General features: G+C 41.5%; 15 protein-coding genes. 2 read left to right on the top strand and 13 right to left on the bottom strand.

The window, feature by feature from the left end; all coding sequences use genetic code 11:
* The first annotated feature begins 2 nt into the window (after nt 1–2).
* Together coaE and yacG are read left to right on the top strand one after the other, a co-directional pair.
* Nucleotides 3–608, top strand: coding sequence for a dephospho-CoA kinase (gene coaE / locus HWV01_RS01355; protein ID WP_211673734.1), 606 nt, complete (start codon nt 3–5; stop codon nt 606–608).
* Nucleotides 609–634: 26 nt separating this feature from the next.
* Nucleotides 635–826 (top strand): DNA gyrase inhibitor YacG, encoded by a 192-nt coding sequence (gene yacG, locus HWV01_RS01350; RefSeq protein ID WP_211675603.1) that lies wholly within the window; start codon nt 635–637, stop codon nt 824–826.
* Between the two features lie 22 nt (nt 827–848).
* Here the strand turns inward: yacG and mutT are convergent, their stop codons facing one another.
* The 13 genes from mutT to mraY form a co-directional block, all read right to left on the bottom strand.
* Nucleotides 849–1,241: an 8-oxo-dGTP diphosphatase MutT gene (gene mutT, locus HWV01_RS01345; RefSeq protein ID WP_211675601.1), complete on the bottom strand. Its 393-nt coding sequence runs from the start codon at nt 1,239–1,241 to the stop codon at nt 849–851.
* Between the two features lie 119 nt (nt 1,242–1,360).
* Nucleotides 1,361–4,078 carry a preprotein translocase subunit SecA gene (gene secA / locus HWV01_RS01340; RefSeq protein WP_211673733.1) on the bottom strand — a complete coding sequence of 906 codons (2,718 nt, stop codon included), beginning with the start codon at nt 4,076–4,078 and terminating at the stop codon, nt 1,361–1,363.
* Nucleotides 4,079–4,124: 46 nt separating this feature from the next.
* Complete coding sequence (locus HWV01_RS01335; RefSeq protein WP_249185412.1) at nt 4,125–5,027, bottom strand: M23 family metallopeptidase; 903 nt, start codon at nt 5,025–5,027, stop codon at nt 4,125–4,127.
* A 138-nt stretch (nt 5,028–5,165) separates the two neighbouring features.
* Nucleotides 5,166–6,089: a UDP-3-O-acyl-N-acetylglucosamine deacetylase gene (gene lpxC / locus HWV01_RS01330; RefSeq protein ID WP_211673731.1), complete on the bottom strand. Its 924-nt coding sequence runs from the start codon at nt 6,087–6,089 to the stop codon at nt 5,166–5,168.
* A 169-nt stretch (nt 6,090–6,258) separates the two neighbouring features.
* A complete protein-coding gene (gene ftsZ, locus HWV01_RS01325; RefSeq protein ID WP_211673730.1) occupies nt 6,259–7,440 on the bottom strand; it encodes a cell division protein FtsZ in 1,182 nt (393 codons plus the stop codon).
* A 29-nt stretch (nt 7,441–7,469) separates the two neighbouring features.
* A complete protein-coding gene (gene ftsA / locus HWV01_RS01320; RefSeq protein ID WP_211673729.1) occupies nt 7,470–8,717 on the bottom strand; it encodes a cell division protein FtsA in 1,248 nt (415 codons plus the stop codon).
* A 5-nt stretch (nt 8,718–8,722) separates the two neighbouring features.
* A complete protein-coding gene (locus HWV01_RS01315; RefSeq protein ID WP_211673728.1) occupies nt 8,723–9,541 on the bottom strand; it encodes a cell division protein FtsQ/DivIB in 819 nt (272 codons plus the stop codon).
* A gap of 15 nt (nt 9,542–9,556) precedes the next feature.
* Nucleotides 9,557–10,495, bottom strand: a complete 939-nt coding sequence (locus tag HWV01_RS01310) for a D-alanine--D-alanine ligase (protein WP_211673727.1) — start codon at nt 10,493–10,495, stop codon at nt 9,557–9,559.
* Nucleotides 10,483–11,943 carry a UDP-N-acetylmuramate--L-alanine ligase gene (gene murC, locus HWV01_RS01305; protein WP_211675599.1) on the bottom strand — a complete coding sequence of 487 codons (1,461 nt, stop codon included), beginning with the start codon at nt 11,941–11,943 and terminating at the stop codon, nt 10,483–10,485. The genes HWV01_RS01310 and murC overlap by 13 nt, the downstream gene beginning before the upstream one ends.
* 9 nt (nt 11,944–11,952) lie before the next feature.
* A complete protein-coding gene (gene murG / locus HWV01_RS01300; RefSeq protein ID WP_211673726.1) occupies nt 11,953–13,011 on the bottom strand; it encodes an undecaprenyldiphospho-muramoylpentapeptide beta-N-acetylglucosaminyltransferase in 1,059 nt (352 codons plus the stop codon).
* A gap of 70 nt (nt 13,012–13,081) precedes the next feature.
* Nucleotides 13,082–14,263 carry a cell division protein FtsW gene (ftsW, locus tag HWV01_RS01295; protein ID WP_211673725.1) on the bottom strand — a complete coding sequence of 394 codons (1,182 nt, stop codon included), beginning with the start codon at nt 14,261–14,263 and terminating at the stop codon, nt 13,082–13,084.
* Nucleotides 14,263–15,603, bottom strand: coding sequence for a UDP-N-acetylmuramoyl-L-alanine--D-glutamate ligase (murD, locus tag HWV01_RS01290; protein ID WP_211673724.1), 1,341 nt, complete (start codon nt 15,601–15,603; stop codon nt 14,263–14,265). The genes ftsW and murD overlap by 1 nt, the downstream gene beginning before the upstream one ends.
* Nucleotides 15,603–16,685: a phospho-N-acetylmuramoyl-pentapeptide-transferase gene (mraY, locus tag HWV01_RS01285; protein WP_211673723.1), complete on the bottom strand. Its 1,083-nt coding sequence runs from the start codon at nt 16,683–16,685 to the stop codon at nt 15,603–15,605. The genes murD and mraY overlap by 1 nt, the downstream gene beginning before the upstream one ends.
* Between the last annotated feature and the right edge of the window lie 6 nt (nt 16,686–16,691).

Here is a 16,691-nt window from a genome sequence, read left to right as displayed (position 1 = left end):
TTATGTATGTAGTTGGATTAACAGGTGGTATCGCATCAGGTAAAACAACCGTTGCCGATCTAATCGCGAACGAAGGGATTAATTTAGTCGATGCAGATATCGTTGCCAGAGAAGTGGTGGCGATTGGCAGTAATGGATTAAAACAGATTAGCGCTCATTTTGGTGAACAGATATTACTGGATGATGGCAGTTTGAATCGCGCCTTGTTACGTGAAAAAATATTTTCTAATAACGTCAATAAGCAATGGTTAAATAACTTATTACATCCCATGATCCGCGCTGAATTATTAGCGCAATTAGCCGCCAGTAAGTCCGCTTATACTTTGTTAGTGGTGCCATTATTAGTTGAAAACAACCTCACCACGTTATGCAATCACGTTCTGGTTGTTGATGTGGAAGAACAAGTCCAAATCGACCGTACAATGGCGAGAGATAAGGTATCACTACAACAAGCGAATGCTATATTAAAATCACAGGCTAGTCGTGAGCAGCGCCTCGCAGCAGCAGATTCGGTGGTGGTGAATAACGAACGTCAACAGCTTGAGCAGGATGTTGCCGTCTTACATCAGAAATTTCTTGAGTTAGCGGCCGCAGCCATGGCAGACTAAAGCCTTAAGCTCTGTATATTTAGGAAATCACTATGCAAGTAAATTGCCCAACCTGTCAAAAACCTGTTGAATGGGTTGCCACTAGCGAATTTCGCCCGTTTTGTTGTGAACGCTGCAAACTGATTGATCTTGGCGAATGGGCAAACGAAGAACGCGCCATTCCAGGTGAAGATGTATCACCACAAGAATTACAGCCTAAAGGTTACGAATTCGATTAAGTAGCGACCTTAGCGTAATGGCTCAGGCAAACTGAGTCATTAACATTTCAACAATTACTTGATTCGCAGCGGGGAAATTATAATCCGCCAACTCGCTGATATTTATCCAAGCCGTTTGCTGCCCTTCGAGTCCTTTACCTACCCCTTCAAACTTATCGACAAGATAGAAATCTAATTGCACGATTTTATCACCATAATCAAATTCTAACTGGTGAAATGCCTGTGCATTCATGACGTCAAGATCCACTTCTTCTTTTAGCTCTCTGGTTAACGCCTCAAGCACAGATTCATCAGACTCCACCTTACCACCCGGAAATTCCCATTTATCACCTTGGTGCTGTGCTGAGCTACGCCTACTGATAAATACTTGCTGGCCACGAATAATAATACCAGCAGCGACATGAACGACTTTCATCATTATTTCTCTTATTTAATAATTGGAATAAAATATAGTTAACAAAAAGCGCTAAAACATTGCTGCTTTAACGCTTCCAATTTTAAGTAATAATCGTCACTAATAAATAGTGTTCGCTACTAGCTTAATTTACCATGACACTGTTTGAACTTAGCGCCTGAACCGCAAGGACAAGGATCATTACGGCCTACTTTTTGACCTTGACGCACGAATGTTTCAGCATCTGGCGTTGCCGATGCATCAGCAAGCTGGTTTTCAGCCGCTGCATGGCTCATGCTTTGTGGTAATGACTCACTACGACGACGCTGTGCTTCAACCGCTTCCACGTCTTCTGGTGCTTGTACCTGCACTTTAGAGATAACGCCAACCACGTCTGATTTTAGATTTTCTAACATTTCAGTGAACAGCTCAAACGACTCACGCTTGTATTCTTGTTTCGGGTTTTTCTGTGCATAACCACGTAAGTGAATACCTTGACGTAAATGGTCCATCGCTGCTAAATGCTCTTTCCATAAACCATCCAGGGTTTGTAGCATCACTGCTTTTTCAAACTGACGGATCACTTGTGCACCAACCGCGTCTTCTTTCGCTGTATAAGCTTCTTTGGCTGCAGTCATAATACGCTCACGAATCTTCTCTTCGTATAACTTAGTATCATCATCTAACCATTGCTGGATTGGCAGTTCAAGCATGAAATCAGCACGCAAACGCTGCTCTAAACCTGAGATATCCCACATTTCATGTAATGATTGTGGTGGAATATAAGCATCCATTACCGCGTTGATTACGTCTTCACGGATCACAACCATAGTTTCGCTGATATCTTCCGCTTCCATTAATTCATTACGTTGCTCATAAACCACTTTACGCTGATCATTAGCGACGTCATCGAATTCAAGTAACGATTTACGAATATCAAAGTTACGACCTTCAACTTTACGTTGTGCGTTTTCGATTGCGCGTGTTACCCACTTATGCTCAATCGCTTCGCCTTCTTCCATACCCAGTTTTTTCATCATGCCAGTAATACGGTCTGATGTGAAAATACGCATTAACGGATCGGTCATTGACAGATAGAAACGTGTAGAACCCGCATCACCTTGACGACCAGAACGACCACGTAATTGGTTATCAATACGACGAGATTCATGACGTTCCGTACCAATAATGTGTAAGCCACCCGCAGCAAGTACAGCGTCATGACGAACTTGCCATTCCGCTTTAATATGTGCGATTTGCGCTTCAGTTGGATTCTTCAGCTTATCAACTTCAGTCTGCCAGTTACCACCTAACACGATATCGGTACCACGACCAGCCATGTTCGTTGCAATCGTAACAGCCCCAGAACGACCCGCATCAGCAACAATCTCAGCTTCACGTTCATGGAATTTCGCATTCAATACGTTATGTTTGATTTTGTCTTTTTTAAGTAGTTTAGAAAGTAACTCAGAGCTTTCAATTGATACAGTACCAACCAGCACTGGCTGCTGTCTTTCTACACAATCTTTAATATCTTCAATGATCGCAACATGCTTCTCATTTGCCGTCAGGTAAACCAGATCACCAAAGTCTTTACGCGCCATTGGTTTATTGGTCGGCAAGACAACCGTTTCAAGGCTATAGATAGATTGGAATTCAAATGCTTCAGTATCAGCCGTACCAGTCATACCCGATAGCTTTTCATACATACGGAAATAATTCTGGAACGTGATCGATGCTAAAGTTTGGTTTTCATTTTGAATTTTAACACCTTCGCGTGCTTCTACCGCTTGATGTAAACCTTCTGACCAGCGACGTCCAGGCATAGTACGGCCCGTATGTTCGTCAACAATAACAATCTCGCCTTCATCACTAACGATATAATCCACGTCTTTTTCAAATAACGTATGTGCACGTAATGCCGCATTGATGTGATGTAATAATGAAATATTTGCCGCAGAGAACAAATTGTCATCTTCGCTTAATAATCCACGCTCTTTGAGCATTTCTTCAACTTTAATTTGACCGTTTTCAGTCAGTAATACTTGTTTGTTTTTTTCATCGACCGTGAAGTGACCATCACCAGTGTATTCTTCGGTATCTTCTTGTTCTTGCTGTTCTAGCAGTGGAATGATGGTATTGATCTTAGTATATAGCTCTGAACTATCATCAGCAGGACCAGAAATGATAAGCGGGGTACGCGCTTCATCAATTAAGATTGAATCCACTTCATCGATGACAGCGTAATATAACGGACGCATAACACGCTGTTGCGGCTCAAAAGCCATGTTGTCACGCAGATAATCAAAACCAAATTCATTATTCGTGCCGTAAGTAACATCTGCAGCATACGCGTCACGTTTTGCCATGTTATCCATGCCTGAGACGTTAAGACCAACGGTTAAACCTAAAAATTCAAACAGTTCACGATTCCATTCCGCATCACGTGCAGCAAGGTAATCATTCACCGTAATAATATGTACACCTTTACCTGTTAATGCATTTAAATAGGCTGGTAATGTAGCTGTTAGAGTTTTACCTTCACCCGTACGCATTTCAGCAATCTGATTATTATTTAAAACCATACCACCAAGTAACTGCACATCGAAATGGCGCATGCCAAATACACGTTTAGAACCTTCACGAACAACCGCGAAGGCTTCAGCTAAAATGCTATCAAGTGATTCACCGGCAGCAACACGCTGTTGAAAATCAACTGTTTTTGCTTTTAATTCTGCATCTGATAATACTTCAAAATCAGCTTCTAATTGATTGACCTGTTTTACAACTTTATGCAATTTTTTTAAAATGCGGTCATTGCGGCTACCGACTATTTTTGTAATTATATTAGTTAACATTTTATGACCAAAAGTTATTGTGAATCTATTTGAAATTTAAAGCATTTTAGCGATAAACATAGCGTTTAGGATCGACTTGTCGTCCCGATTTTAGCACTTCGTAGTGCACATGAGGTCCAGTAGAGCGCCCTGAACTTCCCATAATAGCAATAGTTTGCCCCTTGCCAACAACATCGCCTTCTTTTGCGATGAGCTCTTTAGCATGGGCATAACGTGACGACAGACCATTTCCGTGGTTAATTTCGATTAATAGCCCATAACCAGAACGTCTTCCAGACCAGGTTACCACTCCAGCACCAGTTGCAATAATATTCATGCCATTATTACCTGCAAAATCAATCCCCTTATGCATAGTCGCTCGCCCTGTAAAAGGGTCTTTACGCACGCCGTAATGGGACGATAACCAAGAACCACGTTGAATAACTGGACGTCCAGATAAAACAGCCTCATCAGTTATATTGTGATTCAATAGCATAGTTTCAAGTAGCGATAGTTGTTGGGTACGATTATTTACTTCAAGTGACAATAAATCCATCTCTTCGAGCAAGGCTTGTAAATCAACAGCATAACTTGAATCTGTAACAACCGGACCGCCAATTGCAGGTTTTAAGTTAAAATCAAATTCACCACGCGTTAGACTGGCATTTTTAGCCAATTCATCACCCAATAAACTCAAACGGTTAACCTCCGCTTGCATCATGCCAACTTTACTCGCAAATACTGCGATTTTCAAATCAGTTTCTTGACGTAACGCAAGAACTTCATCTGCTTGTTGCTGATATTTCTGTTGCGTTCTCGCAATCTTAAGTTGTATAGCTTGGGAAGAGAAATTTGAATAGAGAAACCAAGAAGACGTGATCGAGATGGCAATAACAGCTATGAATGAAAATATTAAAAAGTAAATATTAAATAATTTAGAATGGTTATGTTTACCATTCGAGTAAGTCACTGTAACGCTCATAATCTTTTATTAACTGATAAATTGGTGACACTAAATATAAACAATTTAATGCCACAATTCTATCTGTATTTCTCTCAGAGCGAACTAACTCACTCAGTTCCGAGATACCAAACCGATTTGATTAGATTATAACGCCAGTTCTAAATTTGATTCTAACCAACGAATTGGTGCATCTTGGGCTTCATCTACAGTGGTGAATTCCCATGCTTCTTGATTAGCAAGTAATGCTCTTAGCAATAAATTATTCATGCCGTGGCCAGTTTTAAATGCTCTAAACTCACCTAGGATTGAATGACCTGATAAGTACAGGTCTCCGACAGCATCAAGTACTTTATGTTTCACAAATTCATCTTCATAACGTAAACCGTCATCATTTAAAATACGGAATTCATCGATCACAATAGCGTTCTCTAGGCTACCACCCAGTGCAAGGTCTTGCGATTGAAGATATTCAATGTCTTTCATAAAGCCAAAAGTACGTGCTCGGCTGATTTCTTGATGGAACCAATCACCCGAAAAGTCTGCTCGAATATGTTGATTTTGACCTTCAAACACAGGATGATCAAATTCAATACGTAAATCCATAATAAAGCCATGGTTCGACGGTAAAAATTCAGCCCATTTGTCGCCATCTTCAACACGTATAGGTTGTTTTATTTTAATAAACTTCTTAGCGCAGTTTAGCTCTTCGATTCCCGCACTTTGCAGTAAGAAAATAAAAGGACTTGCACTACCATCCATAATTGGAATTTCAGCCGCATCTACTTCAATAATAATATTATCAATGCCGAGACCTGCTAAGGCCGCATTTAGATGCTCTACAGTCGAAATACGATGACCATCTTCGCTAATTAGACAAGTACATAACATTGTATCTTTCACCATGTCAGCTGATGCTTTGAAATCAACTACTGGATCAAGATCGATACGACGGTAAATAATACCGGTATTGGCTGCCGCTGGACGAAGATTAAGGGTAACCTTGTTGCCAGAATGCAGACCGATACCGGTGCCACGTACCGCTTGTTTTAATGTTCTTTGCTTAATCATTAATGTCACCCTATTTAAATCCCACACTCCAACGCGAGGCCGAGCAATTTACCACAGCCCTACTGGAAATGCAAAATCACCAATCCAGACACGTTTTATATAATTCAGTCTTTACGCTAAAAATACCCCGAAAGACTGAATCATGTTCTAGCTATAATACAGTAAAGTATTAGTCTGCTTGGCGACGTAAGAACGCCGGAATATCTAAATAATCCGGTTCACTTTTCGTTGCCGTTGTCGTATTACTTTCACCAACAGCAATTTTCTGTATATCGACTTGGTTATCGGCCGGTACAACTGTCGCTTTAACTGTTTCGTCAACTTTCGTCGATTCAACTTTCGCTTCTTCAATTTTTTTCGCTGGCGTTGGTACTAAAGTAATATCGGGTTTGTTTTCAGCACCGATACCCGTAACAACCACAGTTACACGCAATTCATCCGTCATTTCAGGGTCAATTACCGCGCCCACAACAACCGTTGCATTATCAGAAGCAAAAGCTTTAACTGAATTACCTACTGTTTCGAACTCTTCGATATTGATATCGAGGCCAGCAGTAATATTAACCAGAATACCCCGAGCACCCGCTAAATCAACATCATCAAGTAATGGGCTTGAGATAGCAGCTTCTGCGGCTTCTGCGGCTCGATCTTCACCAGAAGCAACACCGGTACCCATCATTGCAGTACCCATTTCACTCATGACTGTGCGAACATCGGCGAAATCCACGTTGATTAGACCTGGACGCGTAATGAGTTCCGCAATACCTTGTACAGCACCAAGTAATACGTTATTGGCAGCTTTGAATGCATCTAATAAACTGACACCACGACCCAATACTTTCAATAATTTGTCGTTAGGTATTGTAATCAAAGAATCAACTTGTTCACTTAAGGCATCGATACCAGCTTGTGCATAACTCAAGCGACGCTTACCTTCAAACGAGAAAGGTTTAGTAACTACAGCTACCGTTAAAATCCCTAATTCTTTAGCAATTTCAGCAACAACTGGAGCAGCACCAGTACCTGTACCACCGCCCATACCCGCAGCAATAAAGATCATATCAGAACCTTGCAGCTGCTCACGAATACTATCGCGATCTTCCATTGCAGCTTCACGACCTACTGTTGGGTTTGCGCCCGCGCCCAAACCTTTAGTGATAGTGTTACCGATTTGAATAACAGATCCAGCGGCTGAATTACGTAATGCTTGTGCATCCGTATTTACGACAATAAATTCAACACCTTCAATTGTTTCACTGACCATGTGATCAACAGCGTTACCGCCGCCGCCACCAACACCAATGACTTTAATGACAGCTTCATCGTGACTATCATCTAGTAGTTCAAACATGGTAATATCTCCAAAAATCTTATAGGGTTTTAAAACCCGCCTTTGAACCAGCTCATTATTCTTTTAAGTAACTGATTACAATTATTCCGTTCTACGACTACGTCTGTTGTTGGTTCGAACTGATGTTCTTTACCAAACTGAAGTAAGCCAACCGCTGTTGAATACACTGGTGTATTTACATATTCAGTTAATCCATTTATATTTAATGGAATACCTATTCTAACTTGTGAGTTGAATACGCTTTCTGCACATTCAACTAAACCTTCAATTTGTGCCGCACCACCAGTAAGTACAATGCCAGCCGCCAATTTATCCAGTTTTAATGACTCTAAAATAGTTTTTAATTCAGCTTCAACCATTCCGAATAGTTCAGAATATCGAGGTTCGATCACTTCTGCAAGTGTTTGTCGCTGTAAAGTGCGCGATGGTCGTCCACCGACACTTGCAACTTCGATAGTATCATCACGTTGTAATAACTGAGCATGCGCACAACCAAAGTTAACTTTAATCTCTTCTGCGTCTGCAGGAGGGGTACCAAATGCATACGCAATATCACTAGTAACTGCATTACCTGCATACGAAAATACTGATGTATGACGTAATGAACCATCATAAAATACAGCGATATCAATAGTGCCACCGCCAATATCGACAACACATACACCAAGTTCTTTTTCATCATCGGTCACAACGGCATAACTTGATGCGAGAGCAGAAAAAATTAATTTATCCACTTGTAGTTCACAACGCTCTGCACATTTTACAATATTTTTTGCCATATCATTGTGACAGGTGATCAAATGTACCTTCGCTTTCATCCGAACACCGGATAAACCGACTGGATTTTTAATCCGTTCTTGATAATCAATAGCATATTCTTGTGGAATTACGTGTAAAATTCGATGTTCGTCACGAATTCTCACAGATCTTGCAGTGTAGATCACATTATCTACATCATCTTGTGTGACTTCATCTTCCGAGATTGCCACCATGCCAATTTCATCTTGGCTGCTAATGTGTTTACCTGAAATGCTCAGGTAGACAGAAGATATTTTCATATCCGCCATCATTTCGGCTTCTTGTTTCGCACGCTGAACCGCTTTAACAACAGATTCCAGGTCGTTTACCCCCCCTTTATCCATGCCTCTCGATGCACTTTGTCCTAAACCGATAATGTTCAGTTCACCGTCTGGTAATAATTCACCGACAACAACGGCAATTTTTGATGTGCCGACATCTAAACCTACAATTAATTTTCGTTCCATCGACTTAGTCATTATCATTACTCTTTATTGTCATTTTTCCAGCCAACTGAGAAACCTGTATCGTAACGTAAATCTATATAGGCTATCTTTTCTTTATCTAATACTGCAACATAATCGATATAACGCTGAATCCGTGATATTGCATTTTCTCGTCCTAAACGCAGCATAATACCATTACTTAATTCGACCGTGATTGCATTACGTAAATTAAGCGAAACTTTAACTATTTTATAATTATTTAGCTTCAGCAATCCATTGAACTCATTAAATTTGGCCAGTGTTTGTTCGATTTTATCATTCGGACTATAAAGTTTCACTAATGATTTCGGCGCACTATTCATAGCTGCATCAAACACTATCCCGTCTTCGTTCAACAAGTGCGTATCATTCCACACTGCAACTACGGGTTGTTCTTGAATATATACACGTAATAAATCAGGCCAACTTTTTCGTACCGACGCGTGATAAACCCAAGGTAACGATTCAATTTTATTTTGAATATCATCAACATTTACCGAAAAATAATTTTCTATTGCCGGCTTTTGTAACAAGACGGCTCGGATATCGTCGTCACTGACATACTCTCGGTCCCCCTGAATAATCAGGGCTGACATTGGCATTTTGCTGGCATCGGTCAAGTATGCTTCCATACTGCTAAACATCCAGCTAAAAAATACTAACACCAAAAAAAAGAAAAAGAGACCTAAACTACGCCTTAAACGTAATGGTGCTAATTCTTCAGCGCAAAATTCATCCGCTTGAATCTCAAGTTCTGTGAGCGCGTAGATATTATCATCTAAGGCTTCATTTCTCGGTGTTGGAATAACAGCTGTCATATCAAAATTCGTTTATTAATGCGCGAGCGCTAATACTTTAGCAACTAAACTCTCGAAGTTATACCCAGCAGCATTGGCCGCCATTGGCACTAAACTTTTTTCAGTCATGCCCGGTACCGTATTTACTTCCAACAATTGAAACTGACCCCGTGCATCTAACATTGCATCAACACGGCCCCAGCCCTCTGCTGCTACAGCACGAAATGCTTTTAATGCATAAGCTTGCAGTTGTTGGCGTTGTTCATCGGTAATGGGGGCTGGACACAAGTACTCAGTGGTATTTGATTGGTACTTAGCTTGGTAATCATAAAACGTATTTGGTGTTTTAAGCTGAATAACCGGCAACACTTCATCACCTAAGATCGCAACCGTGAATTCAGGCCCTTCAATCCATTGCTCAATTAAGATCTCATTATCATATTCAAACGCAGCCATGACCGCCGTTTCTAATTCCGCTACATTATGCACTTTCGCCATACCGATGCTGGAGCCTTCTTTCGCCGGTTTAATTATTACCGGAGAACCAAGATCCGCAATAATATCGCTTGCTATCGCATTATCAAAATGATTTGGTGTAACAATACGATAAAGCGCAGTCGGTAAACCTTGAGACTGCCAGATTTGTTTAGTACGGATCTTATCCATCGCTAATGCGGCGCCTAAAACCCGGCTACCGGTATAAGGAATGGCAAGCTGCTCTAACGCACCTTGCATCACACCGTCTTCGCCACCGCGGCCATGTAGCGCAATAAACGCATGGGTGAAACCATCACCCCTCAGTTGACTAACATCGTATTCAGCGGTATCTAAAGCATGCGCATCAACACCCGCACGTTGTAAGCCAGATGTGACTGCGATACCCGATTTTAGTGAGACTTCACGTTCGGCAGAATATCCACCAAATAATACCGCTACTTTTTTAATGCTTGTTACGCTCATGATTACTTCTTCCATTGTTTCATCGTACTAACATTCATTTCCATTGCTGCCAGTTCCTTAGCAAGCGTACCCACATTACCAGCACCTTGGGTTAATACCAAGTCACCGTGTTGTAAATGCTCAGCTAAAATGGCTGGGATTTCATCAGGACTAGAAACAAAAATTGGTTCAATATTACCACGTTGTCTAATACTACGACATAATGAGCGACTATCAGCACCAGGAATGGGTTCTTCACCTGCCGGATATACTTCTAATAAAAATAACAGATCAACCTTTGATAACACGTTTGCGAAATCTTCATACAAATCACGGGTACGTGTATAACGATGTGGTTGGAATACCGAAACCAAACGTTTTTCAGGCCAGCCTGCACGTGCGGCAGTAATAGTAACATCAAGCTCGGTCGGGTGATGACCATAGTCATCAACCAGCATCACATTACCTGTACCTGAATCAAATTCACCAAGATGATCAAAACGTCGACCAGTACCCGCAAAGTTAGCGAGCGCGGTAATAATCGCGCTATCATCAATACCATCTTCAGTCGCGACAGCTACTGCAGCTGTCGCATTTAAGGCATTATGTTGACCCGGAGAATTCAAGCTAACACGTAAATTTTCGCGATCTTTACGACAAATGGTAAAATGACTTTTATGACCTTTTTGCACATAATCAATAATACGTACATCGGCATTTTCGGAGAAACCATAAGTCACGACCTGACGACCAATATCTGGGATCAACTTTTCAATAACTGCATCATCAGCGCACATCACGGCTAAACCGTAAAATGGCAAGTTATGCAGAAAATCCATAAAGGTTTTTTCTAATTTAGCAAAATCACCACCATACGTATCCATATGGTCAGCTTCGATATTCGTCACGACAGCAACCATCGGCTGCAGTAGTAAGAATGATGCATCGCTCTCATCCGCTTCAGCAATCAGATAACGACTTTTACCTAAACCAGCATTGGTGCCAGTGCTCTTCACTAATCCGCCATTAACAAATGTAGGATCTAAGCCTGCTTGATGGTAAATACCTGTTACTAGCGCTGTAGTCGACGTTTTGCCATGTGTGCCTGCAATCGCAATCCCATGACGAAAACGCATTAATTCTGCTAGCATTTCAGCACGTTTAATCACCGGAATACGGTTTTCATGTGCAGCCATAATTTCAGGATTAGTGAGATCGATAGCCGTTGATACCACCACTACGCTAGCATTCAGTACATTTTCAGCTTTATGCTCAAAATTAATTTTTGCACCTAATTTGACTAAACGTTCAGTCACTGGATTAGGCGCGAGATCAGAACCCGTGATCTGATAACCTTCATTTGCTAATACTTCTGCGATCCCACCCATGCCAGCACCACCGATGCCAACAAAATGAATAGTTTTCACACGACGCATCTCTGGCACTACCGTTCTTAGTTGTGCGATCTTTTGTTCAGACATTATCTATCTCTCTTAACTTAATGCTGAACAGGCATTTGCGACCTGCTCAGTTGCATCTAGAATAGCAGCACTTTTGGCTGCATTTGACATAGCGACAAGTTGTGCTTCATCGTCAATCCATTGCTGTAATAATTTGGCTAAATCCACTGCATTTAATTGGCTTTGTGGGAGTAATACCGCGCCACCTGCTTGTACCAATGATTGGGCATTTTTAGTCTGATGATCATCCACTGCATGTGGTAATGGAATAAAAATAGCGGGTAGTCCTGCAACAGCCACCTCTGACACAGTCAACGCGCCTGCACGACACACTACCACATCAGCTTGATAATAAGCTTGCGCCATATCATCAATAAAATCAGATACTTTAATATCAGCTGTAACACCTACTGACTGATAAGCAACATTCACCGCAGTACTATTATTTTTACCCACTTGATGGCGAATACTAATTTTATCTTGGGGTAATAGCGCCAGTGCTGCTGGTAACGTTTCATTTAATACTTTTGCGCCTAAGCTACCACCAACAACCAATACCGTCAGCTTATCTGTGCTCACGTGTGGTAGTGCATGTAAAGCCAATACATCTTCACGTACTGGATTGCCTACCAACAGACCCTGAGAAAATGCACCAGGAAAGGCCATTAGTACACGTTTAGCAATTTTAGCTAATAGACGGTTAGTGAGACCTGCCGCCGCATTTTGCTCATGCAATACCACAGGAATACCTTGTAACCAAGCCGCTACGCCACCCGGTCCACTAGCAAACCCCCCCATCCCTAAAACAACATCAGGTTTGAAGTTTTTCATCACTTTACGTGCCTGTAACACGGATTTTAAAATTCGAAAGGGTGCAAGGCATAAACGCTTAACCCCGTTACCACGCACCCCTGAAATATCAATGAATGAAATATCAAAACCATGTTGTGGGACTAAATCGGCTTCCATCCGATCCGCAGTACCAATCCAGTGAATCGCCCACCCCTGCTTTTTTAAATGTTTTGCAACCGCAATACCAGGAAATACGTGACCACCAGTGCCACCAGCCATCACTAATAAACGTTTTGTCATAATATTATCTTTCATTGTAATAAGATTTAATCAGTTATGTTAAGGCGTAACGTGCTCATACATATGATAACTAACTGGTCGCTGTACTATTTGACATCGACACTTTTTGTGCACGATATTCATAATCGATTCGTAATAGCACCGCCACAGCACAACTCATAATTAATAAACTCGACCCACCATAACTCACGAGGGGTAATGTTAACCCTTTCGTTGGTAATAATCCGGAGGCTGCACCAACGTTAACCAAGGTTTGAAAACAAAACCAAACACCAATGCTAATTGCTAAAAAACCAGCAAAAAATTGATCCATTTCCAGACTACGACGACCAATTTGCAGCGCTTTAAATACCAATAACATCTGTAGTATCAAGACGATAAAAACGCCAACAAAACCTAATTCTTCAGCTAGAATTGCAAATACAAAATCGGTATGAGCTTCTGGTAGATACTCTAATTTTTGAATCGAGTTACCAAGCCCTTCACCGCTAAAACTACCACGGCCAAATGCCATTAAGGATTGGGTTAGTTGATAACCACTACCAAATGGATCATCCCAAGGGTCAAGAAAAGAGGTTATCCGTCGCATTCGATACGGCGATAATATCACCGCTAATACACCCAGTAAAATAGCCACAACACATAGTGCCATGAAGTGCACCAACTTTGCACCACCGATAAATAACAGTGCTACACTGGTGGTTAAAATAACCATCACAGAGCCGAAATCAGGTTGAAAAAGAAGCAATGTAGAGATAACAGCGATCACCAGTAAGCCATTTACAAAACCTTTATAGCTTTCTTGTAATAAGCTTTTTTGACGGACTAAATAACCTGAAAAATAAATAAAGAGGGCAAATTTAGCAAACTCGGCGGGCTGCATATTCAAGGGGCCAAACGAGATCCAACGAGTACTGCCATTAACCGTACGACCAATGACTAATACCACGATCAATAAAGCAATAGCGACAAATAAAAACCGCACGCTATTACGCTCATAAAAAGCAATCGGTACATTCAACACACAGATTGCGGCACACAAGGACACGCTCAGAAAGACTAAATGCTTTTTCACAAACATGAAGGGATCATCACCCAACGCAATACCTTCTGGTAAGGATGCCGATGCAACCATCACCAAACCAACCATCATTAAAATAATCGCTAATAATAATAGCTGGCGATCATAAACCGCCGCGCGCTGCTCTTCAGCACCTAATAAATAGGCTTTCGTCCGTGTCAGAAATTCCATTATAATGCCTTCACTAGCGCTCTAAAGTGGTCACCCCGAGCCATAAAATTAGCGTACATATCGATACTTGCACACGCAGGTGACAACAAAACCCAGTCACCCGGTTGTACAAACTCACTAATTTCAGCAATCGCAACGGCCAAGTCAGGAACCTGTTTCGTATTTTCCGCTAACGCCGAAAAACGTTCACCGTCTTTGCCAAAGCAATACGTCAACGCAATGTCATCACGTAATGCGGGGACTAAAGGACTAAAATCAGCGCCTTTTCCATCACCGCCAGCAATCAGGTATAAGTGTCCTTTAACACTGCTTTTCAACCCGGCCAGCGCTGCTAGTGTAGCTCCGACATTGGTGGCCTTAGTATCATTAATCCACCTTACCCCATTAAGTTCACGAATAAACTCACAGCGATGTGCTAGCCCCGTAAATTGACGCAAGCCCGGTAACGTTTTAGTTCTATCCACACCTGCCGCATCAAGCAGGGCAATGGCAGATAATGCGTTCATTAAATTATGCACACCGGTGATCTGTAACTCATCGGCGCTGATAATACCCTCACCTTGATAAGCAAGCCACATCCTTCCTTGTTGTTGAATCAAGCCATAGTCAGTATCATCCTCACCAAAACTACGCTTAACAGCATTGAATGTATTATCTTGTTCAGGACAAGCCGTTAATACATCATCACGATTTGTCACCACGGTTTGCGCATGCTGATAAATTGATAATTTGGCTTGGCGATAGGCTTCGAAATCAGGGTAACGATCAAGATGGTCGTCTGTTACATTCAGTACGGTCGCAGCAATAGCCTTTAGACTATGGGTCGTTTCTAATTGAAAGCTTGAAAGCTCTAACACATATAACTGATAAGGATCGGCTACATCCAGTAGGTCTAATGCTGGAATGCCAATGTTGCCACCGATTGCGGTTATCACGCCTGCCGCATTCGCCATTTCACCAACCAGTGTGGTCACGGTTGATTTACCGTTTGAGCCAGTGATGGCAATAATGGGCGCTTTTGCAGCCCTGACAAACAATTCAATATCACCAATAACTTCAACACCATGTTGTTGCGCAGCAGCAATCGCAGGCGTTGCAATAGCAATACCTGGACTAACAACTAATTGTTTAGCTTGTAATAAGATCTCTGGGTGTAAGCCACCCTTATATAAGGTTACCTGAGCTGGCAACTCATCTTGTCCCGGCGGTGCATCACGACTATCCACAACAACAGGAACTATGCCTTGTTTTAGAAAATAACGGACACAAGACAGACCGGTTTGGCCTAAACCAACAATAACGATAGACGATGCCATATTTTGCTCAGATAATTGTGTCATTAGCGTACCTTCAACGTTGCTAAGCCAATGAGTACTAAAATAATAGTAATGATCCAAAAGCGTACAATCACACGCGGTTCAGGCCAACCTTTTAGTTCATAATGGTGATGAATTGGTGCCATTCTAAAGATACGTTGACCACGTAACTTATAAGAACCTACTTGTAAGATAACCGATACTGTTTCCATAACAAAAACACCACCCATGATCACCAACATAAACTCTTGGCGAACCAATACCGCTAGCGTACCTAAACCCGCACCTAATGCTAATGAACCAACATCGCCCATAAATACTTGCGCTGGGTACGTGTTAAACCATAAGAAGCCAAGTCCGGCACCAACCATCGCCGCACAAACAATCACTAATTCACTGGCTTGTGGGATGTAAGGGATAAACAGATACTCAGCAAATTTAACGTTACCTGTTAAGTAAGATACAAGCATAAATGCACCCGCCACTAATACCGTTGGTAAGATAGCTAAACCATCCAAACCATCGGTTAAGTTAACCGCATTACTACTCCCCACAATCACAAAATAAGTTAATACAATGAATAACAATCCAAGTTCTGGCATATATTCTTTAAAGAAAGGCACAACTAATGTCGTTTCTGCCGCCGAACCTGCCGTTGCATAGAGATAAACAGCGATACCAATTGCGACCGCTGACTGCCAGAAATACTTCCAACGCGCAATCAAGCCATCGGTATCTTTACGGATCACTTTGCGATAGTCATCCACAAAACCAATCGCACCAAACGCGACAAACACAAACATCATGATCCAAACATAAGCATTATCTAATCTTGCCCATAATAGCGTTGATACTAAAATTGAAACTAGAATCATTACGCCACCCATTGTTGGCGTACCACGTTTACTGAAATGTGATTCAGGGCCATCATCACGTACCACTTGACCAATCTGCATATCTTGCAAATAGCGGATAAGTTTAGGTCCCATCCATAATGTCAGTAATAACGAGGTAATTATCGTGATAATTGCACGAAATGTGAGATATGAAAAAACTCTGAATAGCGAGAAATGCTCACTTAAAGATTCGAACAACCAAACTAACATTTTATT

This window comes from Moritella sp. 5, assembly GCF_018219455.1.
Classification (GTDB): domain Bacteria; phylum Pseudomonadota; class Gammaproteobacteria; order Enterobacterales; family Moritellaceae; genus Moritella.
The sequence above is the reverse complement of the archived record's forward strand: the minus strand, read 5'-3'. Positions and strand labels throughout refer to the sequence as shown.

Bases quoted from the DNA above. Each gene is read 5' to 3' on its own strand.
- coaE (WP_211673734.1), top strand. From the start codon at position 3: ATGTATGTAGTTGGATTAACAGGTGGTATCGCATCAGGTAAAACAACC.
- mutT (WP_211675601.1), bottom strand. From the start codon at position 1,241: ATGAAAGTCGTTCATGTCGCTGCTGGTATTATTATTCGTGGCCAGCAA.
- secA (WP_211673733.1), bottom strand. From the start codon at position 4,078: ATGTTAACTAATATAATTACAAAAATAGTCGGTAGCCGCAATGACCGC.
- lpxC (WP_211673731.1), bottom strand. From the start codon at position 6,089: ATGATTAAGCAAAGAACATTAAAACAAGCGGTACGTGGCACCGGTATC.
- ftsZ (WP_211673730.1), bottom strand. From the start codon at position 7,440: ATGTTTGAACTACTAGATGATAGTCACGATGAAGCTGTCATTAAAGTC.
- ftsA (WP_211673729.1), bottom strand. From the start codon at position 8,717: ATGACTAAGTCGATGGAACGAAAATTAATTGTAGGTTTAGATGTCGGC.
- HWV01_RS01315 (WP_211673728.1), bottom strand. From the start codon at position 9,541: ATGACAGCTGTTATTCCAACACCGAGAAATGAAGCCTTAGATGATAAT.
- HWV01_RS01310 (WP_211673727.1), bottom strand. From the start codon at position 10,495: ATGGAAGAAGTAATCATGAGCGTAACAAGCATTAAAAAAGTAGCGGTA.
- murG (WP_211673726.1), bottom strand. From the start codon at position 13,011: ATGACAAAACGTTTATTAGTGATGGCTGGTGGCACTGGTGGTCACGTA.
- ftsW (WP_211673725.1), bottom strand. From the start codon at position 14,263: ATGGAATTTCTGACACGGACGAAAGCCTATTTATTAGGTGCTGAAGAG.
- murD (WP_211673724.1), bottom strand. From the start codon at position 15,603: ATGACACAATTATCTGAGCAAAATATGGCATCGTCTATCGTTATTGTT.
- mraY (WP_211673723.1), bottom strand. From the start codon at position 16,685: ATGTTAGTTTGGTTGTTCGAATCTTTAAGTGAGCATTTCTCGCTATTC.